Source organism: Bradyrhizobium sp. IAR9 (assembly GCF_013408065.1).
GTDB lineage: Bacteria > Pseudomonadota > Alphaproteobacteria > Rhizobiales > Xanthobacteraceae > Bradyrhizobium.
In genome coordinates this window covers 90,582-109,706 of the sequence record NZ_JACBZW010000018.1, presented here as the reverse complement: position 1 = coordinate 109,706, position 19,125 = coordinate 90,582, and the positions used below count along the sequence as shown (strand labels likewise).

General features: G+C 64.5%; 23 protein-coding genes. 8 read left to right on the top strand and 15 right to left on the bottom strand.

The features are described 5' to 3' along the window. Positions 1 to 29 precede the first annotated feature (29 nt). Entirely contained in the window at positions 30 to 2,717 is a 2,688-nt protein-coding gene (locus GGD67_RS34660) for an EAL domain-containing protein (protein ID WP_179739051.1), read from the bottom strand. A gap of 202 nt (positions 2,718 to 2,919) precedes the next feature. Here GGD67_RS34660 and GGD67_RS34655 point away from each other — a divergent pair, with 202 nt between their 5' ends. Further along, entirely contained in the window at positions 2,920 to 4,023 is a 1,104-nt protein-coding gene (locus GGD67_RS34655; protein ID WP_179739049.1) for an NAD(P)/FAD-dependent oxidoreductase, read from the top strand. Between the two features lie 173 nt (positions 4,024 to 4,196). Here the strand turns inward: GGD67_RS34655 and GGD67_RS34650 are convergent, their stop codons facing one another. Continuing rightward, positions 4,197 to 4,376 carry a YdcH family protein gene (locus tag GGD67_RS34650; protein ID WP_026201910.1) on the bottom strand — a complete coding sequence of 60 codons (180 nt, stop codon included), beginning with the start codon at positions 4,374 to 4,376 and terminating at the stop codon, positions 4,197 to 4,199. Between the two features lie 329 nt (positions 4,377 to 4,705). Between GGD67_RS34650 and GGD67_RS34645 the strand changes: the two genes are divergently transcribed. The 3 genes from GGD67_RS34645 to GGD67_RS34635 all read left to right on the top strand — a co-directional run bounded on the left by GGD67_RS34645 (position 4,706) and on the right by GGD67_RS34635 (position 5,520). Further along, entirely contained in the window at positions 4,706 to 4,912 is a 207-nt protein-coding gene (locus tag GGD67_RS34645; RefSeq protein WP_008546179.1) for a YdcH family protein, read from the top strand. 114 nt (positions 4,913 to 5,026) lie between these two features. Then, a complete protein-coding gene (locus GGD67_RS34640; protein WP_026201909.1) occupies positions 5,027 to 5,245 on the top strand; it encodes a hypothetical protein in 219 nt (72 codons plus the stop codon). Between the two features lie 23 nt (positions 5,246 to 5,268). Then, on the top strand, positions 5,269 to 5,520 hold the full coding sequence (locus GGD67_RS34635; protein ID WP_018317814.1) for a hypothetical protein: 252 nt from the start codon (positions 5,269 to 5,271) through the stop codon (positions 5,518 to 5,520). Here the strand turns inward: GGD67_RS34635 and GGD67_RS34630 are convergent. Continuing rightward, the gene (locus tag GGD67_RS34630; RefSeq protein WP_179739047.1) at positions 5,517 to 6,242 is read right to left on the bottom strand and encodes a GGDEF domain-containing protein; all 726 of its coding nucleotides are present in this window, start codon (positions 6,240 to 6,242) and stop codon (positions 5,517 to 5,519) included. The genes GGD67_RS34635 and GGD67_RS34630 overlap by 4 nt on opposite strands. Positions 6,243 to 6,383: 141 nt before the next feature. Here GGD67_RS34630 and purE point away from each other — a divergent pair, with 141 nt between their 5' ends. Both purE and GGD67_RS34620 read left to right on the top strand, forming a co-directional pair. Next, a complete protein-coding gene (gene purE, locus GGD67_RS34625) occupies positions 6,384 to 6,872 on the top strand; it encodes a 5-(carboxyamino)imidazole ribonucleotide mutase (RefSeq protein WP_018317812.1) in 489 nt (162 codons plus the stop codon). Beyond that, positions 6,869 to 7,975: a 5-(carboxyamino)imidazole ribonucleotide synthase gene (locus GGD67_RS34620; RefSeq protein WP_018317811.1), complete on the top strand. Its 1,107-nt coding sequence runs from the start codon at positions 6,869 to 6,871 to the stop codon at positions 7,973 to 7,975. Before purE ends, GGD67_RS34620 begins: the two co-directional genes overlap by 4 nt. Before the next feature lie 37 nt (positions 7,976 to 8,012). On the opposite strand, the gene aqpZ is transcribed toward GGD67_RS34620, so the two are convergent. Beyond that, positions 8,013 to 8,735 (bottom strand): aquaporin Z, encoded by a 723-nt coding sequence (gene aqpZ / locus GGD67_RS34615; RefSeq protein WP_018317810.1) that lies wholly within the window; start codon positions 8,733 to 8,735, stop codon positions 8,013 to 8,015. A 261-nt stretch (positions 8,736 to 8,996) separates the two neighbouring features. Between aqpZ and rpsU the strand changes: the two genes are divergently transcribed. Then, positions 8,997 to 9,293 (top strand): 30S ribosomal protein S21, encoded by a 297-nt coding sequence (gene rpsU / locus GGD67_RS34610; RefSeq protein WP_008546194.1) that lies wholly within the window; start codon positions 8,997 to 8,999, stop codon positions 9,291 to 9,293. A 271-nt stretch (positions 9,294 to 9,564) separates the two neighbouring features. After that, complete coding sequence (locus tag GGD67_RS34605) at positions 9,565 to 10,215, top strand: tetratricopeptide repeat protein (protein ID WP_179739045.1); 651 nt, start codon at positions 9,565 to 9,567, stop codon at positions 10,213 to 10,215. Positions 10,216 to 10,238: 23 nt separating this feature from the next. Here GGD67_RS34605 and GGD67_RS34600 read toward each other — a convergent pair whose 3' ends face one another. The 11 genes from GGD67_RS34600 to GGD67_RS34550 all read right to left on the bottom strand — a co-directional run bounded on the left by GGD67_RS34600 (position 10,239) and on the right by GGD67_RS34550 (position 19,107). Next, positions 10,239 to 11,195 (bottom strand): hypothetical protein, encoded by a 957-nt coding sequence (locus tag GGD67_RS34600; protein WP_179739043.1) that lies wholly within the window; start codon positions 11,193 to 11,195, stop codon positions 10,239 to 10,241. Between the two features lie 92 nt (positions 11,196 to 11,287). After that, positions 11,288 to 11,572 (bottom strand): cupin domain-containing protein, encoded by a 285-nt coding sequence (locus GGD67_RS34595; protein ID WP_179739041.1) that lies wholly within the window; start codon positions 11,570 to 11,572, stop codon positions 11,288 to 11,290. Positions 11,573 to 11,599: 27 nt separating this feature from the next. Then, on the bottom strand, positions 11,600 to 12,697 hold the full coding sequence (locus GGD67_RS34590; protein ID WP_179739039.1) for a calcium:proton antiporter: 1,098 nt from the start codon (positions 12,695 to 12,697) through the stop codon (positions 11,600 to 11,602). A 50-nt stretch (positions 12,698 to 12,747) separates the two neighbouring features. Next, complete coding sequence (locus GGD67_RS34585; protein ID WP_246784510.1) at positions 12,748 to 14,082, bottom strand: sodium:proton antiporter; 1,335 nt, start codon at positions 14,080 to 14,082, stop codon at positions 12,748 to 12,750. Positions 14,083 to 14,179: 97 nt separating this feature from the next. Continuing rightward, on the bottom strand, positions 14,180 to 14,977 hold the full coding sequence (locus GGD67_RS34580; protein ID WP_179739106.1) for an alpha/beta hydrolase: 798 nt from the start codon (positions 14,975 to 14,977) through the stop codon (positions 14,180 to 14,182). Positions 14,978 to 15,194: 217 nt separating this feature from the next. After that, complete coding sequence (locus tag GGD67_RS34575; protein WP_179739037.1) at positions 15,195 to 16,592, bottom strand: NAD(P)(+) transhydrogenase (Re/Si-specific) subunit beta; 1,398 nt, start codon at positions 16,590 to 16,592, stop codon at positions 15,195 to 15,197. Positions 16,593 to 16,630: 38 nt separating this feature from the next. Then, positions 16,631 to 16,948: a proton-translocating transhydrogenase family protein gene (locus GGD67_RS34570; protein ID WP_018317801.1), complete on the bottom strand. Its 318-nt coding sequence runs from the start codon at positions 16,946 to 16,948 to the stop codon at positions 16,631 to 16,633. Positions 16,949 to 16,959: 11 nt separating this feature from the next. Continuing rightward, positions 16,960 to 18,087 (bottom strand): Re/Si-specific NAD(P)(+) transhydrogenase subunit alpha, encoded by a 1,128-nt coding sequence (locus tag GGD67_RS34565; RefSeq protein WP_179739035.1) that lies wholly within the window; start codon positions 18,085 to 18,087, stop codon positions 16,960 to 16,962. Positions 18,088 to 18,224: 137 nt separating this feature from the next. Further along, positions 18,225 to 18,377, bottom strand: coding sequence for an aa3-type cytochrome c oxidase subunit IV (locus GGD67_RS34560; protein ID WP_018317799.1), 153 nt, complete (start codon positions 18,375 to 18,377; stop codon positions 18,225 to 18,227). Between the two features lie 97 nt (positions 18,378 to 18,474). Next, the gene (locus tag GGD67_RS34555) at positions 18,475 to 18,870 is read right to left on the bottom strand and encodes a type II toxin-antitoxin system death-on-curing family toxin (protein WP_179739033.1); all 396 of its coding nucleotides are present in this window, start codon (positions 18,868 to 18,870) and stop codon (positions 18,475 to 18,477) included. 12 nt (positions 18,871 to 18,882) lie between these two features. Then, positions 18,883 to 19,107, bottom strand: coding sequence for an AbrB family transcriptional regulator (locus GGD67_RS34550; RefSeq protein ID WP_179739031.1), 225 nt, complete (start codon positions 19,105 to 19,107; stop codon positions 18,883 to 18,885). Positions 19,108 to 19,125: the final 18 nt, after the last annotated feature.

Sequence of the window (19,125 nt, the reverse complement as noted above, 5' to 3'; positions counted from 1 at the left end):
GACCGGTGTCCACTTCGCTCGAAAATGCTCTAACCGGTCTTGAGCGCAAGCTCCATGAGTTCAGTGCGGCCGACCAGCCCGGCATATTTCCCGATCGGCAGGGGCTTGCCGAGCAGATAGCCCTGCACGCCGTCACAGCCCTCCTTGGCGAGGAAGGCGAGTTGCTCGACCGTCTCGACGCCCTCGGCAATGATCGACATTTCGAGGCCGTGGCCGAGATCGATCACCGCGCGAACGATCGCAGCCGATTGCGGGTTGCGGCCGAGATTGATGATGAAGGCCCGGTCGATCTTGATCTTGTCGAACGGGAACGCCTGGAGGTAGCTCAGCGAGGAGTAACCGCTGCCGAAATCGTCCATGGAGATGCGCACGCCGAGCGCCTTCAGGCGGCGCAGCAGCGCAAGGCCCCGGTCGAAATCCTCGATCAGCACACCCTCGGTGATCTCCAGCTCGAGCCGGCCGGGTGCAAGGCCGGTCTCGATCAGGATCGAATGGACGAGGCCGACCACGTCGCCGTGCATGAACTGCGCCGGCGACAGATTGACCGCGACCTGAAGCGGCTTCGGCCAGGACGCCGCCTCGCGGCAGGCCTGGCGCAGGATCCACTCGCCCATCTCGACGATCAGACCGCTCTCCTCGGCGATCGGGATGAATTCGGCCGGCGAGACCTGGCCGCGCACCGGATGCTGCCAGCGCGCCAGCGCCTCGAAACCGATGATCTCGCTCTCGGCAACGCTGTGGCCGGCGACGCCCTGCGGCTGGAAGGCAAGCGAAAGCTCGCCGTTCTTGATCGCCACCGACAGGTCCTGGTGCAGCACGCGGCGGTCGCGGATCTGATGGTCCATCTCGGGCTGGTAGAGGCTGATCGTGCCGCGCGACTTCTGCTTGGCGCGGAACAGCGCCGCACCGGCATTGGCGAGCAGCGAGGCGCCATCGGCGCCGTTGTGCGGGAAGATCGACATGCCGGTGGTAACGCCGGCGCGGACCGCACGGCCGTCGATCTGGAAGTCCTTCGCGACGGCGTCGCCAATCTGCTGCGCCAGTGCAAGACCTGCGTCCGGCTGCTTGCCGTCGATGATCAGGCCGAATTCGTCGCCGGACAGGCGCGCCACCACGCCGCCACGGGCGGAGTCCTGGAGCCGCTGGGCCACCTCGATCAGGAGCTTGTCGCCGAGCGCATGACCGAAGACGTCGTTGACCTCCTTGAGGCCGTCGAGGTCGACGCAGAGGACCGCGAACTCCTCGCCGGTGCCTTCGCAGGCCTCGATCATCTGGGTCAGCGCCTGGAGGAAGGCGGCGCGGTTCGGCAGATCGGTGAGGCCGTCGTGATAGGCCATGTGCGCCATGCGCGACTCGGTCTGCCGGCGGTCGGTGACGTCCTCGTGGGTCTTGATCAGATATTGCGGCTCGCCGGTATCGCCAAGCACCGTGGCACGCCGGGTCAGGAACAGCCGCAGGCCGTCCTTGGTGGAGATCGGATGCTCCTCGGTGATCATCCCGCGTTTCTTGATCGCGGCCTCGTCGCGCGCGATGATCAGCTTGGCTTCCTTGGGGTTGAAGATGTCGGACGCGGTCAGGCCCGTGGCCTCCTCGCGCCGGCGGTTGAGGATCGTCTCCGCGCTGCGATTGGCGAGCAGATAGCGGCCGTCCTTCACCTGCTCGACGATCAGCGCCACCGGGATGTTGTCGACCACGAGCTCGAGGAACTTCTTGGTGCTCTCCAATTCCTGCGACAGCGACCGGCGGTCGGTGATGTCCTCGAACACCAGCAGCAGAAACTCGGGCTTGTTGCTCTCGTTGCGGACCACGATCCGGATCGAGGCGACCATGCGCCGCTCGCCGCCGCGGTCGACCTCGAATTCGTTGCGGAACTGGCCGTCCGGGGAGTTGAGCGCCGCCCGGTCGGTCGCCTCGATAATGGCTGCCGAGACCGGCGCAAACAGCTCGCCTGCGTTCTTGCCGACGGCGTGATCCCGCGAGAACCCCCAGAATCGCTCATAGGCGCTGTTGGCGAAGATGTAGCAACCATCCTCGATGTTCTTCGCGGCCACGCAGGCCGGCACATGGTCCAGCACCGATTCCAGGAATTGCTTGGTGGAAGCGAGCTGTCGCGACAGCTTGCGCTGCTCGCTGACGTCCAGATGCGTCGCCACCGAGCCGCCGTTCGGCAGCACGAAAAACTTCACCAGGATGGCCCGGCCGTCGGGCAGCTCGGTGATCAGGCCGTTGTGGCTTGCCGCCTTCTCGTAGAACTCATCGTCGGAGATGCCGCCAAGCACCCCGCGCTTGCGCCTGAGCTCGAGAAGCTCATGGCCGTCCATATTGGCCCAGAGTTCCGACCGCGTCAGGCCGTAGATCTCGAGATAGCGGTCGTTGCAGAAGATGATGCGACGCTGCGCATCCGTCATCACCACGCCCTGATTGAGATTGTTCATGGCGGAGGAGACGAAGGCGTTGCGCCGCAACTGCAAGCGCCTGGTCCGGCGCAGCGAGGAATGGATCCACAGCACGATCGCGGCGAGGAACGCGCAGACGACGATGCCCGCGATCAGGACCTCCCAAACCACGTTGGGATCGAGCTGGCCGAGATAGCTCGGCGCGGCGAAGCTGTCCGACAGCGCAAAGGCGCGCGCGGGCGCAACCGTGCCGGCCAGGCACACAACGGCCTGCACAGCAATCGGAAGCGTGCTGCCCTCGTGCCAGTTCTTCTCAGCCATCAGCCACCCGCGATTTCAACGTCGGATTGTCTGGCTTCACGCGTTTGGATCGGGTAAACGCCTGTACGCGCAACAGAAAAATGTGACGTGAAATACGGCAATTGCCCTGACATGATAAATTCTTCCTTAACGGAGAATGGCCTCGCGGCATTCTCTCCAGGCCTGACGCCACCGGCGCTTCCAGCGGACATCCTGCACAACCATGGATAGGGTCGATTGCGTCGTCATCGGAGCCGGCGTGATCGGGCTCGCGGTGGCTCGAAAGCTTGCGCAGGCCGGGCGCGAGGTCATCGTGCTCGAGGAGGCCGAGGCGATCGGCACCATCACCTCCTCGCGCAACAGCGAGGTGATCCATGCCGGCATCTACTACCGCGCCGGGAGCTGGATGGCGCGCATGTGCGTCGACGGCAAGCACGCGCTCTACCGCTACTGCGCCGAGCGCGGCATCCCGCACAGGAATTGCGGCAAGCTGATCGTCGCGACCAGCCCGCAGGAGACCGCGAAGCTGCAATCGATCAAGGCGCATGCCGAGGCCAATGGCGTGCTTGACATGCAGTTGCTCACAGGCGAGGCGGCACGCGCGCTGGAGCCGGCGCTGGCCTGCGACGCCGCGCTGCTGTCGCCCTCGACGGGCATCATCGACAGCCACGCCTACATGCTCTCGCTGCGCGGCGAAGCCGAGGAAGCCGGCGCGGCCTTCGCGTTTCACACCCCGCTGATCCGCGCCAAGGCGGCGAACGGCCTGATCGAGATCGACGCCGGCGGCGAGGCGCCAATGACGCTGCAATGCAGCCTCCTCGTCAACGCCGCGGGGCTCTCGGCGACGAATGTGGCTCGCAACATCGACGGCATGCCGCTGGACCGAATTCCACGGGCCTATCTCGCCAAGGGGAATTACTTCAGCTGCAATGCCAAGGCGCCGTTCTCGCGCCTGATCTACCCGGTGCCCGAGCCCGGCGGGTTGGGAGTGCATCTGACGCTGGACATGGCAGGCCAGGCGCGCTTCGGCCCTGACGTCGAGTGGATTGAGACGATCGACTACGAGGTCGACCCGTCACGCGCCGAGCGGTTCTACCCGGCGATCCGCAAATACTGGCCGACGCTGCCTGACGGCGCGTTGATGCCGAGCTATTCGGGTATCCGGCCGAAGATCGTACCGCCCGCGGTGGCCACGCAGGACTTCCTGATGCAGGGCCCGCGCGATCACGGCGTCGCTGGCCTGATCAATCTGTTCGGCATCGAATCGCCGGGACTGACGTCGTCGCTCGCGATCGCAGATCACGTCGCCGAGCTCGCAGACATCTGAAGCGCTTTCGAGCGAAGCGGATACCGGTTCGCAGCAAGACGACGCGTTCAGACAAAAACGAAACACCGCGCAAACTTCTTTGCACGGTGCGCACTTTGCTGCAGGGATGAGCGCAAAAGCTCTCACCCCTGCGGGATAAGGGTACGATCAACTCTACGCTGTTACGGGGGTCACTAGTGGAGCGTGTCGCCGTGCCTCAGACGCTCGATCTGGTCCTTGACCATCAACTTCCGGCGCTTCAACTCAACAATTTGCAGGTCGTCTGTTGAAAGGTGCACGAGAGCTTCGTGCAATTCGTTTTCGAGAAGTTTGTGCTTCCGCTCCAATTCAACGAGATGTGCCTGAATTGTCATTCGAAACCTCCTCGGTAGGGTTGAACCTCAGGATTCGATCCGGACAAGGAAGTGTACATCAGCGATTCGTTCTGTCGATGGGTAACCGTCGTGACAGCTTCATTTTTGAAAATTCATATGTAACGAAGCGTGAGTAAAGGAACCGCACGGGAAAAATCCATGATATCAATGCGCTTGCGCAGCGCCGCGGCGATCAGCGGAAATATGTCGCTGGAGATCGGCGAACGGTGGTCGCAGATCGCTTGCGATCACGCCGCGCAAGGACGATAATTTCCACAGGGCATCCACAGCCTTAATCCCACGCCTATCGGTTTTCGGCCACCGCAGACATGACCAATGAAGACGAGCGTGAGCTCGAAGCCGAGCTCACCCGGTTGCAGCAGGAACACCGAGATCTCGATGCGGCGATCGATGCACTGCATCAATCGCCCGCCCCCGACCTATTGCGGTTACAGCGCTTGAAGAAGCGCAAGCTGTTGTTACGAGACCGCATCGCGTTCATCGAAGACCAGATCACCCCCGACATCATCGCCTGACCTGCGAGCCGGCGTGCGGATGAATCCGCTTGGCTCGAAAAGAACAAAGTAGGAACATTTGAGCACCCCAGCGCCCCCAGGAAATGTCCAGCACAACTGACAAGGACAATGCAGATGTCGACCGCCGCCCTTCTCGACAACAGCCATTATGAACAGGCCTGCGATCAGGCGATCGCGATGTGCGACGGCAATCTGCGCAGCACCATCAAGGCGCTGATCATGGCCAACGAATATCTGGAGGCCGAGCTTGAGGAATTGCAGGCGGCGATTTCCGCCGGCTGCATTCCGGAGACCTCGCGCAGCAAGATGCGGAGCAAGAGCAGCGCCGCCTGAACCGTCAGCTATCGGAGCCGACCATGCCCGACGTCACCTACTACGTTGCATTGCCCTTCCTGATCGACGAGGACGGATCGCCGGTTGCGGGTGCTGCCGAGGAATGCCAGACATCGGCTGCCGCCCTGCGTCGTGCGGAAATGCTGGCGCACGGCGCCGGCCATATCGGCGCCGTCGCCTTCAGCCGCAGCGGCGATCCCCTGACCGGCGAGTTTGGCGACGCCAAATTGCTGCGGACATTCGGTAACGTACCGCCGGATCTCAGCGCGCTTTAGCTGCCGACCAGCCCGATCCGCGGCTCGTGCCGCCGGTGCGCCTTGCGCACATACATGGCGGCATCGGCCTCCTCCAGGGCACGACCCGCGTCGGACTGCGCTCCCAGCAGCGCGACACCGGCGGAGGCGCCCGCAGTCACGTGCTCGCCGCGAAAGACAAAGGACAATTCGTCGACCGCCTGCTCGAAGATGGCCGCCTTCGCCTTGGCGTCGGTCTCGCTGAGATTCCACAGCAGCAGCGCGAACTCGTCGCCCCCCAGCCGCCCGACCACGTCGGAGGCGCGGACCTGCCGCGTCAGCGTGGCGGCAATCGCCTTGAGCACCTCGTCACCGGCGCCATGACCGAACGAATCGTTGATCGGCTTCAACCTGTCAACGTCGAGCACGATCAGTGCCCCGCTGGCGCGGTAGCGCTTCATGTAGGCGATGGCGCGCGCCAGCTCGCGCTCGAAGCCGCGCCGGTTGGGAATCTCGAGCAGGAAATCGGTGTCGGCCGCAGCTTCCAGTTCCGCGACCCGGCGCTGCGCCTCCTTGAGCTTGGTCCGCAAGCCGCGGATCGTCGCCCTGACGGTATCCTTGGCCCCATCATCGCCCGACGCGTCACGCCCCGGCGGCTTCGCCGGCCGCCTGGTCGGCCGTTTTGGGGCGGTTTTCGATCGGCCGGCACTGGACTTCCGGCCCTTTTTGGCCTTCGCAGCGCCTGCCCTTTTTGGTTTCTTCATGGGCATCCTGCTCAATGAAGGCTTGCGGGGATTCACCAAGACAGGATAGTGGATTCCCTTCTCCTTGCCATCGCCTTGCGAGCCGCCGGCCGGAACCGTTAATCTGGCCTATCTTTCTGTTTTTCGGGCACAATTAACGTCATGACCGCGCCGATCGCCATCATCATGGGAAGCCAGTCGGACTGGGACACGATGCGGCATGCCGCCGACACGCTTGCCGCGCTCGGCGTCGCCGCCGACACCCGCATCGTCTCGGCCCACCGCACCCCCGACCGTCTCTTTGCTTTCGCCAAGGGCGCCAAGGCCGCGGGTTACAAGGTCATCATCGCCGGCGCAGGTGGCGCTGCACACCTGCCCGGCATGGCGGCGGCGCTGACCGAACTCCCGGTGTTCGGCGTTCCCGTCGAATCCAAGACGCTCAAGGGCCTCGATTCGCTCTATTCGATCGTCCAGATGCCCGCCGGCATCCCGGTCGGCACCCTCGCCATCGGCAAGGCCGGCGCGACCAACGCCGCGCTGCTGGCGGCGGCCGTCCTGGCGTTGTCCGACCCGGCCTTGTCCGATCGCCTCGCGGCCTGGCGCAAGGCGCAGACCGAGGCGGTCGCCGAGCGCCCGGAGGACAAGGCGTGACCGACACCAGGCAGGTGAAGCTGAAGCCCGGTGACACCATCGGAATTCTCGGGGGCGGACAATTGGGCCGGATGCTGGCCATGGCTGCGGCGCGGCTCGGCCTGCGCTGCCAGGTTTTCTCGCCCGATCCGGACTCGCCGGCCTTCGACGTCGTATTGAACGCGACCTGCGCCGAATATGCCGACGTCGAGGCGCTCGAACTGTTCGCCAACGACGTCGACGTCATCACCTACGAATTCGAGAATGTGCCATCGGCCGCCGCGATGGTGCTGGACGCGCGCCGACCCGTGCTGCCCAACCGCAAGATTCTCGAGACCACCCAGGACCGGCTCGCCGAGAAGGATTTCGTGACGCGGCTCGGCATCGGCACCGCAGCCTATGCCGACGTCACCTCCGTGTCCTCGCTGCGCGAGGCGATCGCCAGGATCGGCCTTCCGGCCGTGCTCAAGACCCGCCGCTTCGGTTATGACGGCAAGGGCCAGGCCATCATCCGCGAGGGCGACGACATCGCCAAGGTGTGGACCAGCCTCGCCACCAAATCGGCGATCCTGGAAGCCTTCGTGCCCTACGAGCGCGAGATCTCCGTGATCGCCGCACGCTCGGTCACAGGCCAGGTCGAGTGTTTCGACGTCACCGAGAACGAGCACCGCGACCACATCCTGAAGATATCGCGCGCGCCCGCGCCGATCCCGCCTGCGCTCGCCGAGGAAGCACGCAGCATCGCCGGCAAGATCGCAAGCGCGCTCGACTATGTCGGCGTGCTCGCTGTCGAGATGTTCGTGCTCGCCAACGGCACCGGCCCGAAGGTGCTGGTCAATGAGATCGCCCCGCGCGTGCACAATTCAGGGCACTGGACGCTCGACGGCGCCTCGGTCTCGCAGTTCGAGCAGCACATCCGCGCCATCGCCGGCTGGCCGCTCGGCAAGCCCGTGCGCCACGGCGAAATCGTCACCATGACCAATCTGATCGGCGACGAGATCAATGATTACGAAAAGTGGCTGAGCGTGCCGGGCGCGACCGTGCACATCTACGGCAAGGGTGCGCCGCGTCCCGGCCGAAAGATGGGCCACGTCACCGAAGTCAGGCCGACGAAAGGCAAGTAGCGGGACCGCAGCTTCGAGCTGCGATCCCGCTCCGCGATTAGGCCGTCTTCGCGCCTGCGACGACGCCCGTGGGCTCCTCGCTGAGCCAGCGATAGATCACCCCGCCCAGCGCGCCGCCGATCAGCGGTGCGACCCAGAACAGCCAGAGCTGCGCCGTCGCCCAGCCGCCGACGAACAGCGCGGGGCCCGTGCTGCGCGCCGGGTTCACCGAGGTGTTGGTGACGGGGATGCTGACGAGATGGATCATCACCAGCGCGAGCCCGATCGCGAGCGGCGCGAAGCCTGCGGGCGCGCGGCCATGGGTCGCGCCCATGATGATGAACAGGAACATCATGGTCATCACCACCTCGGTGAGGAAACACACGATCATGCTGTACTGGCCGGGCGAATGCGCATCATAGCCGTTGGATGCGAAGCCCTTGCTGACATCGAATCCGGGAGCTCCGCTCGCGATGACGTAGAGGAGCCAGGCGGCCACGATCGCGCCGGCCACCTGCGCGATCACATAGGGCAGGATCTGCCCGGCCGGAAAACGCCCGCCGGCGGCAAGACCGACCGTGACGGCCGGGTTGAGATGGCAGCCGGAGATATGGCCGATCGCATAGGCCATGGTGACCACGCTCAGTCCGAATGCGAGGGAGACACCGACCAGACCGATTCCGACCTGCGGAAAGCCGGCAGCGATCACCGCGCTTCCGCAGCCTGCGAATGTGAGCCAGAAGGTGCCGATGGCTTCAGCAGCGTATTTCTTGATATCCATGTGTAGTCCCCTGCTTTCAAGATTCCGGAACAAAGCTCCGGAAACGGCCCCATCCCTGGCGTCGAATCGCCCAAATCAGGGCCGCACAGAGGTATTTTTGCCTCATTTAATGGCTGAACTTGGCCCGAAAACCCGCTTGTCCGGTGGACATCCCGGGAATTGTCTGATACATCCGCGCCCTCAAGGTTAAGGGCTTGCGCGTTTTCGCCATCCCCTTCGTCTTACCAGAATTCAAATCCGATCCACTGAAGAGGATGCCGCGTGCAGGTTCTCGTTCGCGATAACAATGTCGACCAAGCCCTCAAGGCGCTGAAGAAGAAGATGCAGCGCGAGGGAATTTTCCGCGAGATGAAGCTCCGCGGTCATTACGAGAAGCCCTCCGAGAAGAAGGCCCGCGAAAAGGCCGAAGCCGTGCGCCGCGCGCGCAAGCTGGCCCGCAAGAAGCTGCAGCGCGAAGGCCTGCTGCCGATGAAGCCGAAGCCGGTGTTCGGCGCAGGTCCCGGCGGTGATCGCGGCGGTCGTGGCGGCCCGGGTGCAGGTCCGCGCGGACCGCGCTGATTCACCGAATTTTGTAAGATTTCAGTTTCGATGACGCGGGCCTCTGGCCCGCGTCATTGTTTGTGCGCGCTGCTCTTTGGGCCAGGCACCACGGATGCGGCACGCAAACGCGATGAGATTTGGATTGAACGTCGTCGCGCTTTAGTTTGTTGTTTGACCTTGATCTCTACGCAAGCGCGTTCCGCCTTTGTCGCGAGGGAAAACCGCTTCATACTTTTCGTCAACGCGGCCCTTCGGGTCCGGATCATGCTCTAGCGCGAGCGAACCGCAGATGGCCTCCCCCTTCCTCCAGCGCGGCTTGGCGCGGCGACGCCGGATCTGGCGGCAGCCGTGCGCGCTGGCCTTGATGGGGATTGCGCTGTGCGGCTGCTCCTTCGATCTGGGATCGTTGATGCCGGAGAAGGACAAGCCGCAGGAGGCCCCCCAGGCGGCTGCGCCCGCCGAGGGCGCGGTGAGCGCCGGCAACGTCACCGAAGCTCAGGCCCACACTGCAAAAGCCCAATCCCTGGCCAAGTCAGGCGAGGTCGCGGCAGCGCTCGACGAGTTCAATCGCGCGGTCGGACTCGATCCCTACAATGCGCAGGCGCTGTATGGCCGTGCCCTGATCTACCAGGGCAACAATCAGCACGCCTTCGCCATCGCAGATTTCAGCGCTGCGAGCGGACTCAATCCCCAGAAGGTCGAGCCGCTGCTCGGCCGCGCCACCAGCTATCTCGCGCTCGGCAAGGTCAAGGAGGCCACGGCCGATCTGGATGAGGCCTCCGAGGCCGATCCGCACAACGCCCAGGTCTGGACCACGCGCGGACAGGCCTATGAGCGGCTGGGCGACAGAGCCAAGGCGGCGGCGTCCTACACCAGGGCTGTCTCGCTTCGCCCACGCGACGACGCCGCGCGCAGCGGACTTGCCCGCGTCGGCGGCTGACGGTTTTGACGACAGGCGCCGCCTTAATCGGGGGTGGCGCTCTTCGGCAGAACCGAGTGGAACATCGACTTCATGCCCGACAGCATCTCGTCGGCGACATTGGTCTTCTTCGGCCGCGGCATGGAGCCACCGGCGTCGGCACGCAGATCGAGCGGTGGCGCGATCATCGGCACGGGAATGTCAGCCGGCGGCGTCATCCGATTCGGATCATCGTTGCCGACCGAGGCCGTGTAGGGCGGACTGGCCGGCGAGGAGCCATCCTTGCCATAGGCCTCCGATGAGGGCGTCGATACCGTGATCGGCGGCGGCAGCGGACGGACCGTAGCCGGCTCCATGCTGACGACCCGCGGGGCCTCGGGCGTGCGGACTGCTTCCCGCACGGCAGGCTCAGTCGGCCTCTCGGCTGACCTGGTCTCGGACGGCCTGACCTCGGCAGGTTTGGTTTCGGCAGACGACTTTCCTTCGGAAGACTTGCCCTCGGAAGATTTGCCCTCAGGAGTCTTGCGCAGGCGCTCGATCGCGGCACGCACGAGGTCGTTGGCGTCGGGGGCCGGAGCCGCAGCAGCCGGCGCCGAATTGGCCTCGACCACCGGAGCGGCGGGAGCGGGTGTGCTGGTGGCCGGGGTCGACTTGGCGACCGCCTTCTCGCGCGCCGACGGTTTGCCACGCGGGCTGGCCTCAGCCGGGGCCACATCGGCAGCCCTGTGCTCGGCGGACGGCTGATCGGCAGCCTTTTCGGCCGCCGGCTTGTCCGTCACGCTCTTCTCGGGGATGCCTTTGGCCTTGACGCCGGGCGCAGGGAGATTGGCGACATCGGCGGGTTTGCCGTTCTTGCCGGCCTCGGCAGGGGCCACGACGGCCGCAGGGGCATCAGCCGCCGGCTTGGCGTTGATGTAGTGGTTAACGATGTACGCCCCGATGATCGTCGCGAGCACCGAGGGGAAAATATCCATCGAGATTTTAGCGAGGTATTTCAGCATTCCGGCCACTCCCCGCGCGATCTGATGCGGGAACTTTAGGGCATTGTAAGGGATCAACTGCGACGGATCGATGGCAAGTGTTAAGGCCGGATCTACGGCTTTAGCTCGATCTCAAGGAACACGATCTCGGTTGAGGTTTCGTTAAGTACGTCATGTTGGACGCCCGCCTTGCGGAAGTAGGATTTCCCGGCTGCCAGTTGCGCCTTGGACCGCTCGCCGCCCGGCGCCACGATGGTCATCTCCCCCGCGACGACGGGAACAATCACATAGTCCATGCCGTGGGTGTGATGCCCGGTGGCGCTACCGGGCGGAAGCCGCCATTCGGTCACCCGGACCTCCTCGTTGTCGACCTGGATCTCGGACTTGGCGGCAAGCATCTGGAACCTCTCTTGGGACGTCGCGCTTCAGGGCACGAAAACCATGAACGCGTAGACGGCAAATACCACCATATGGACCAGCCCGAACAGGACATTGGTCCTGCCGGTGCCGAAGGTCAGCATGCTCAGGAAGAAGGTCAGGAGCAAAAGCACACTGCCCTGGGCGCTGAGGCCGAGCGTGAGCTCCTTGTCGAGCGCGTAGGTGGCGACCCCCACCGCCGGGATGGTCAGCCCGATGGTGGCGAGGGACGAGCCGAGCGCGAGGTTGATGCTCTTCTGGAGGTCGTTCTTGCGGGCCGCCGATACGGCCGCGACGCCTTCCGGCATCAGGATCAGGAGCGCGACCAGAAGGCCGGCAAAGGCCGGCGGCGCGCCGATCTTGGCCGCGACGGCGTCCACCACCAGCGAGAACTTCTTGGCGAGCAGCACCACGGCCAGCAGCGCAATCAGCAGCAGCACGACGCTGACCACCAACATCCGGCCCGGCAGATGCGCCACGCCGCTGCCGCCGTCCGCCCGTTCATGGACGAAGTAATCCTTGTGCAGGACGGTCTGGGTGTAGAGGAACACTCCGTACAGCGCGAGCGTGACCACGTCGACGAAACCGAGCTGAACCGCCGAATAGACCGGCCCCGGCGCGGTGGTCGTGTAGTTCGGCATGATCAGCGTGATGGTCGCGAGCGCGAACAGGACGCTGAGATAGACGTTGGCCCCCGAGAGCTGAAAGCCCTGCTCGCGATAGCGCAGGCCGCCGATGAAGATGCAGAGCCCGACGAGGCCGTTGCAGACGATCATGACCACGGCGAACACGGTGTCGCGCGCCAGTTCCGGGGCGGGCTTGTCGCCCAGCATGATCGTGGTGATCAGCGCCACCTCGATGACGGTCACGGAGAGCGTCAGCACCAGCGTGCCATAGGGCTCGCCGACCCGCTCGGCGATCACTTCGGCATGATGAACCGCGGCGAACACCGTGCCGAACAGGATGATGAGCAGCACGGTCGCGAAGGCGAGCCCGCCCAGCGACAGCGTGAAGACGTAGCCCGTCGCGCTGACGGCTGCGAACAACAGCACGGCCAGCGCCGGAAAGATCCAGGCCGACCGGGGCATCGGATTATGCGCGCTCATCTACCGGCTCCAATCACTGAAGACGAGCAGTAGCAAATCGGCCGGCAGATTCAATGCCAGCGCAGGATCGGGGCGACCGGCAGCAGCGTCAGCAGCATGAACAGCGGGATCAGCACGGCGCCGGCGCGCAAGAGATAGCCGAAGAAGCTCGGCATCTCGATGCCGTTCTCGCTCGCGATGCTGCTGACCATGAAGTTCGGCGCATTGCCGATATAGGTGAGCGCTCCCATGTAGACGGCGCCCATCGAGATCGACGCGAGCGTGCCCGACAGCTCGTGCATCAGCGTTTGCGGATCGCCGCCGGCAAGCTGGAAGAACAACAGATAGGTCGGTGCATTGTCGAGAAACGCTGACATCAGGCCGGTGAACCAGAAATAGGCGACCTCGCGCGGCGCACCGTCCGGTGCCGTCACGGCCGACAACAGCCAGGCGAAGGCGCCGTGGTGGCCGGCATTGAGCATGGCAATGACCGGGATGATGGCGACGAAGATGCCCGCGAACAGTTTTGCGACCTCGCGGATCGGCTCCCAGGTGAAGCCGTTGGCCTCCCTGTGCTCGTCCGGTGTCAACCACACCGACAGCGCCGCAATGGAAAGCAGCGCCACATTGCGCGCGATGTCTTCCAGCCCCAGCTTCGTTCCGAGAATGTCGAAAGCAACAGCGGGCTTCCACATCGCCGAGGCCAGCAGGCTCGCGACGATGGCTGCGATCAGCACGAGGTTGACGAGACCGCGAATGCGGACCGGATCCGCGGGACCGGCGTCGCTGAGCCGAGGTTCGCTGCGGAAGCGCCAGAAATCGATGGCGGTGAAGATCGCGAGCAGCAATCCGGCGACGATCGAGGTCTGCAGCCAGATGCTCCGCGTGGTCCAGAAGAAGTCGACGCCGTGCAGGAAACCGACGAACAGCGGGGGATCGCCGAGCGGGCTCAGCGCGCCGCCGACATTGGCGACCAGGATGATGAAGAAGATGATGACATGGGCGTTGTGGCGCCGCGGCCGGTTGGCGCGGATCAGCGGACGGATCAGGATCATCGCGGCACCCGTGGTGCCGACAATGCTTGCACCCAGCGTGCCGAGCGCGAGGATGCCAGCATTGATCGCTGGCGTGGCCTTGATGTCGCCGGTAATGAGAATGCCGCCGGCCACGACATAGAGCGCGAACAGCAGCACGATGAAGCCAAGATATTCGGCGAGCAGAGCGTGCACGAGCACAGCCAGCGTGACCGCGCTTCCGGCAAAAATCACGAGTGAGACGAGCGCCGCCAGCGACCAAGCAGCGGCGATCTTGCCGTAATGATGGTGCCAGACTTTCGCAAACAGCAGCGGTCCGAGCGCGATCGACAGCAACAGGCCGGCAAAGGGAAGCGCATAGGGCCAGCGCATCGCCGCACCATCGAGACCGGTTGCGGCCCATGCCTGCTGCGGCAACAAAGCGAGGATGGCGGCGAGGGATATGCCCCGGAGCCGGGTGACGAGCCGTTCAGGATCCAATGAAGCGCCTTGCCGTTTCGATCGCACCGAAGCTATCGAGATTGTCATGTCCGCCGCCCGCAAAGCGAACGAACTGCTTCGGTTCATGCGCGAGCGCGAACAGACGCTCTCCGAACACGATCGAAATGACAAGGTCATTGGTGCCATGCATCACCAGGAGCGGCACCGTGACGCGCGTGATCCGCTGGTCGGAAGGGAACGGATCGCGCATCAAGAGGCGCACCGGCACGAACCAGAATGACGAAGATGCAATGTCGGCCGTCGACGTATAAGGCGCCTCCAGGACCAGCTTTCCAACACGCTGTTCTGCGGCGAGCGCGACCGCCACGCCGGTCCCGAGCGAGAAGCCCCAGGCGACGATTCGTTCCGCCGTGTAGCGCGCCGTGGTGAAGGCGTAGGCGGCGGCGGCATCGTGCAGCAGACCCTCCTCGCTCGGCGCGCCGCTCGAGCCGGCATAGCCGCGGTAGGACAGCGCGACGAGGCCGGTGCCATCTGCCGTCATGGCCTTGAAGCGGCTGACACGGCCGGCAAGAAAGTCGCCATTGCCCGGAAAATACAGGATCACGGGACGACCGGGCCTCGCCGGCACGTGCCAGACGATGATCTTCTCGCCATCCGAGGTGGTCAGGACATGCTCCTCCGCCTCGGGACAATCTGCCGCCTCAGGCGGGGTCCGCTTGGCGGTCGGTATCGGAAACAGCATCTCGCGCTGCCGGGCATAGAGCACGAGGAGCCCGGCGAGATAGACGGTCGCAAGCAGGATGACGGTCCATTTGGCGATGGTGATCATTGCGCGGCCGGCCCCAGGTTCAGCTCAGGGCTTGCGACGGCTCCGCAGCAATTTCATGACGTCGGGCCGGAGGCTCGCCGGTACGTCCCGGCAGCCGCATGCCGCCTTGTGGGCGGCATGCCATGCGACGCGCTGCTCGCGCGTCGCCTTGAGGGGCATGCGATGAGACCGGTGCCAATCCCTGTTGATGGCCACGGTCCGTTTCCTTCGCGTGCTACATCGCCTTGACGATGTTCTCGGTGACCTTCTTGGCGTCGCCGAGCAGCATCATGGTGTTGTCGCGGTAGAACAGCGGATTGTCGATGCCGGCATAGCCGGAGGCCAGCGAGCGCTTGATGAACATCACGGTGCCGGCCTTCCAGACCTGCAGCACGGGCATGCCGTAGATCGGCGAGGTCTTGTCCTCCTCGGCCGCCGGGTTGGTGACGTCGTTGGCGCCGATCACGAAGGCGATGTCGGCCTGTGCGAACTCGGAGTTGATGTCCTCGAGCTCGAACACCTCGTCGTAGGGGACGTTGGCTTCGGCGAGCAGCACGTTCATGTGGCCGGGCATGCGGCCGGCGACCGGGTGAATGGCGTACTTCACCTCGACGCCTTCCTTCTTCAGGATGTCGCCCATCTCGCGCAGCGCGTGCTGCGCCTGCGCCACCGCCATGCCATAGCCGGGCACGATGATGACCTTCTGGGCATTCTTCATGATGAAGGCCGCGTCGTCGGCCGAGCCGAGCTTGGCGGGCTTCTGCTCACCGCCGCCACCGCCGGCGGCCGCGGTCTCGCCGCCGAAGCCGCCGAGGATGACCGAGATGAAGGACCGGTTCATCGCGTGGCACATGATGTAGGACAGGATCGCGCCCGAGGAGCCGACCAGCGCGCCGGTGATGATCAGCGCGGAATTGCCGAGCGTGAAGCCGATGCCGGCCGCAGCCCAACCCGAGTACGAGTTCAGCATCGAGATCACGACCGGCATGTCGGCGCCGCCGATCGGGATGATCATGAGCACGCCGAGCGCCAGCGCCAGGATGACGATCAGCCAGAAGTCGAGCGCGCCGCCGGTCAGGACCAGCCGGACGATGAAGAACACCAGCGCCACCGCAATCACGATGTTGATGATGTGACGGGCGGGCAGGATGATCGGCGCGCCGCTCATGCGCGCGGACAGCTTCAGGAACGCGATCACCGAGCCGGTGAAGGTCAGCGCGCCGATGGCGACGCCGAGCGACATCTCGACCAGGCTCTGCGGATGGATGTTGCCGGGGGTGCCGATGTCGAAGGCTTCCGGCGCGTAGAACGCGCCGGCGGCGACCAGCACCGCGGCCATGCCGACCAGCGAGTGGAAGGCGGCGACCAGTTCCGGCATCGAGGTCATCGGCACGCGGCGGGCGATCACCGCGCCGATCGCGCCGCCGATGGCGATGCCGACGATGACGAGCACCCAGGCGAGGCCGTCTGCCGGCGGATGGTTGGCCAGCGTGGTGGCGACCGCGATCGCCATGCCGATCATGCCGAACAGATTGCCCTGGCGCGACGAAGCCGGGCTGGACAGCCCGCGCAGCGACAGGATGAACAGCACTCCCGCCACGAGATACAAAAATGCAGAGAGGTTGGCGCTCATCTCAGGTCCCCATTAATCCTTCAGCCCGAGGTGGCCGCTTACTTCGACTTCTTCTTGTACATCGCCAGCATGCGCTGGGTGACAAGGAAGCCGCCAAAAATGTTCACGCAGGCGAAAATGAGCGCGACAAAGCCGAAGGCGCGAGCCCAGCCCGAGCCACTCGAGACGTTCGCGACGCCGCCGGCAAGCAACGCGCCGACCACGATCACCGAGGAGATCGCGTTGGTCACGCTCATCAGCGGCGTGTGCAGGGCCGGTGTCACCGACCACACCACGAAATAGCCGACGAAGACGGCGAGGACGAAGATCGACAGCCGGAAGATGAAGGGGTCGACGACCTGTGCAGCATGCTCCATGGAGGGTCTCCTTAAACCTTCGGCTGGAAGTTCGGGTGGATGACGGCGCCGTCTTTCGTGAGCGCGGTCGCCTTGACCAGTTCGTCATCCCAGTTCACGGCGAGCTTCTTCTCTTTCTTGTCGACCATGGTCTCGATGAAGGAGAACAGATTGCGCGCGTAGAGGCTGGAGGCCGAGGCGGCAACGCGGCCGGCGACGTTGGTGTAGCCGACGATCTTGATGCCATCGAGGTCGACGACCTCGCCGGCCCTGGCGCCCTCGACATTGCCGCCGCGCTCGACGGCGAGATCGACCAGCACCGAGCCCGGCTTCATCGACTTGACCATCTCGCCGGAGACGAGCTTCGGCGCGGGCCGACCCGGAATCAGCGCGGTGGTGATCACGATGTCCTGCTTCTTGATGTGCTCGGCGGTGAGCGCGGCCTGCTTGGCCTGGTATTCCTTGGACATTTCCTTGGCGTAGCCGCCGGCGGTCTGCGCGTTCTTGAACTCCTCGTCCTCGACGGCGAGGAATTTCGCGCCGAGCGATTCGACCTGCTCTTTGGTCGCGGGCCGCACGTCGGTCGCGGTGACAACGGCGCCAAGACGGCGCGCGGTCGCGATCGCCTGAAGGCCGGCAACGCCGACGCCCATCACGAACACCTTGGCCGCGGGCACGGTGCCGGCGGCGGTCATCATCATCGGGAAGGCGCGGCCGAACGCCTCGGCGCCCTCGATCACGGCGCGGTAGCCGGCAAGGTTCGCCTGCGAGGACAGCACGTCCATCACCTGCGCGCGCGTGATGCGCGGCATCAATTCCATCGCGAAGGCGGAGACGCCGGCATCGGCGATCGTCTTCAGCGCAGCCTCGTTCCCGTAGGGGTCCATGATGGCGATGACGAGCGCACCGCGCTTGTACTGCGCGAGCTCGGAGGCTTCAGGGCGCTTCACCTTGATGATGATGTCGGCATCCTTCAGCGCATCTGCGCTGACGGTGGCACCCACGGCGGTGAATTCGGAATCAGGCAGGCCCGATTTGATGCCGGCGCCCGGCTCGACGGCGATCTCGGCGCCCAGCGCCTTGAACTTCTTCACCGTATCGGGCGAAGCGGCGACTCGCGGCTCGAGCGGATCGATTTCCTTGGCAACGGCGATCTTCATAGGTCCTCCGGCGGCGCGGGACAGCGCGCGCGCAAACTAAGCGTTACTCCCGCGGCGTTCGATACCGGTTTTGGCACCGGCTTGGATGCAAATATTCTGGGCAGCTGCTGCCGCTGGCGTGTGCAGCCGCCGACAGATCAGGTCAGGAAGATCGCCATCAGGATCACGATGAGCGCGACCGAGGCCGTGCCGTACTTCACCAGCTTGATGAAGCCCTCGTAGGTCTGCTCGTGGGCAACGTAGTCGTTGCCGTCGGCGGTGCTGTACGCCACTTCGCTATGATCAGCCATGGATTGTCCCCAGTCGAAAGTCGAATTCTTGGGCTGGGATACCGCAAAGTTTCGGGCAGGGCAACGGCACCGGGACGCGGTTTTCCTGCAAATCAGGTCATTTGGAATCCCAATTGTCGCGGATCCAGCGGACGAGGCTCTGTTCGCTGACTTCACCGGCGGCGAGCGAGAGGATGATGGTTGTCGCTTCCGCAGGATCGGGAGTGAAGGCCACGCCGTTCTTGTGGAGGAAGACCATCATCGCCATGAAGGCGATGCGCTTGTTTCCATCGACAAATGCATGGTTTTTCGCGAGGCCAAATGCATATGCTGCAGCGAGTTCATCGATCGGCACCTGCTCGTACCGCCATTTATTGATCGGACGGTCCAGCGCCGAGCGCAACATGCCCTCGTCGCGCAATCCCGGCGCACCGCCGAAGCGGCGGAGTTGTCTACTGTGAATTGCGACGACCTGCTCGTAGGTGATCCAGAGCGGCTCCTGGAGATCGCCCATCTGCGTAGCAAGCTATTTTGCGAGCGCAGCGAGCGTGTCGCGATACTTGTCCATCACCTCGTCGGCGATTTCCATCGTCCGCTCGAAATCGGGGTCGTAGGGCAACAACTGAAAGCCACCGCCGGGTAATTCCACGATGTGCAATTGCTGTCCGCGCTTGAGATCGAGCCGCCGCATCAGCTCGCGCGGCAGCAGCAGACCGTCGGAATTGCCGATTTTCTTGATCTCGATCTTCATGGGTTGCCTCGAGGACGT

Coding starts and splice junctions, on each gene's coding strand:
- GGD67_RS34590 (WP_179739039.1), bottom strand. CDS start 12,697: ATGAGCGCGCATAATCCGATGCCCCGGTCGGCCTGGATCTTTCCGGCG.
- GGD67_RS34555 (WP_179739033.1), bottom strand. CDS start 18,870: ATGGGCGATCTCCAGGAGCCGCTCTGGATCACCTACGAGCAGGTCGTC.
- GGD67_RS34600 (WP_179739043.1), bottom strand. CDS start 11,195: ATGCTGAAATACCTCGCTAAAATCTCGATGGATATTTTCCCCTCGGTG.
- GGD67_RS34575 (WP_179739037.1), bottom strand. CDS start 16,592: ATGAGCGCCAACCTCTCTGCATTTTTGTATCTCGTGGCGGGAGTGCTG.
- GGD67_RS34655 (WP_179739049.1), top strand. CDS start 2,920: ATGGATAGGGTCGATTGCGTCGTCATCGGAGCCGGCGTGATCGGGCTC.
- GGD67_RS34560 (WP_018317799.1), bottom strand. CDS start 18,377: ATGGCTGATCATAGCGAAGTGGCGTACAGCACCGCCGACGGCAACGAC.
- GGD67_RS34660 (WP_179739051.1), bottom strand. CDS start 2,717: ATGGCTGAGAAGAACTGGCACGAGGGCAGCACGCTTCCGATTGCTGTG.
- GGD67_RS34630 (WP_179739047.1), bottom strand. CDS start 6,242: ATGAAGAAACCAAAAAGGGCAGGCGCTGCGAAGGCCAAAAAGGGCCGG.
- GGD67_RS34550 (WP_179739031.1), bottom strand. CDS start 19,107: ATGAAGATCGAGATCAAGAAAATCGGCAATTCCGACGGTCTGCTGCTG.
- GGD67_RS34650 (WP_026201910.1), bottom strand. CDS start 4,376: ATGACAATTCAGGCACATCTCGTTGAATTGGAGCGGAAGCACAAACTT.
- GGD67_RS34595 (WP_179739041.1), bottom strand. CDS start 11,572: ATGCTTGCCGCCAAGTCCGAGATCCAGGTCGACAACGAGGAGGTCCGG.
- GGD67_RS34645 (WP_008546179.1), top strand. CDS start 4,706: ATGACCAATGAAGACGAGCGTGAGCTCGAAGCCGAGCTCACCCGGTTG.
- GGD67_RS34570 (WP_018317801.1), bottom strand. CDS start 16,948: ATGGAGCATGCTGCACAGGTCGTCGACCCCTTCATCTTCCGGCTGTCG.
- purE (WP_018317812.1), top strand. CDS start 6,384: ATGACCGCGCCGATCGCCATCATCATGGGAAGCCAGTCGGACTGGGAC.
- aqpZ (WP_018317810.1), bottom strand. CDS start 8,735: ATGGATATCAAGAAATACGCTGCTGAAGCCATCGGCACCTTCTGGCTC.
- GGD67_RS34640 (WP_026201909.1), top strand. CDS start 5,027: ATGTCGACCGCCGCCCTTCTCGACAACAGCCATTATGAACAGGCCTGC.
- GGD67_RS34565 (WP_179739035.1), bottom strand. CDS start 18,087: ATGAAGATCGCCGTTGCCAAGGAAATCGATCCGCTCGAGCCGCGAGTC.
- GGD67_RS34605 (WP_179739045.1), top strand. CDS start 9,565: ATGGCCTCCCCCTTCCTCCAGCGCGGCTTGGCGCGGCGACGCCGGATC.
- GGD67_RS34635 (WP_018317814.1), top strand. CDS start 5,269: ATGCCCGACGTCACCTACTACGTTGCATTGCCCTTCCTGATCGACGAG.
- GGD67_RS34585 (WP_246784510.1), bottom strand. CDS start 14,082: ATGCGCTGGCCCTATGCGCTTCCCTTTGCCGGCCTGTTGCTGTCGATC.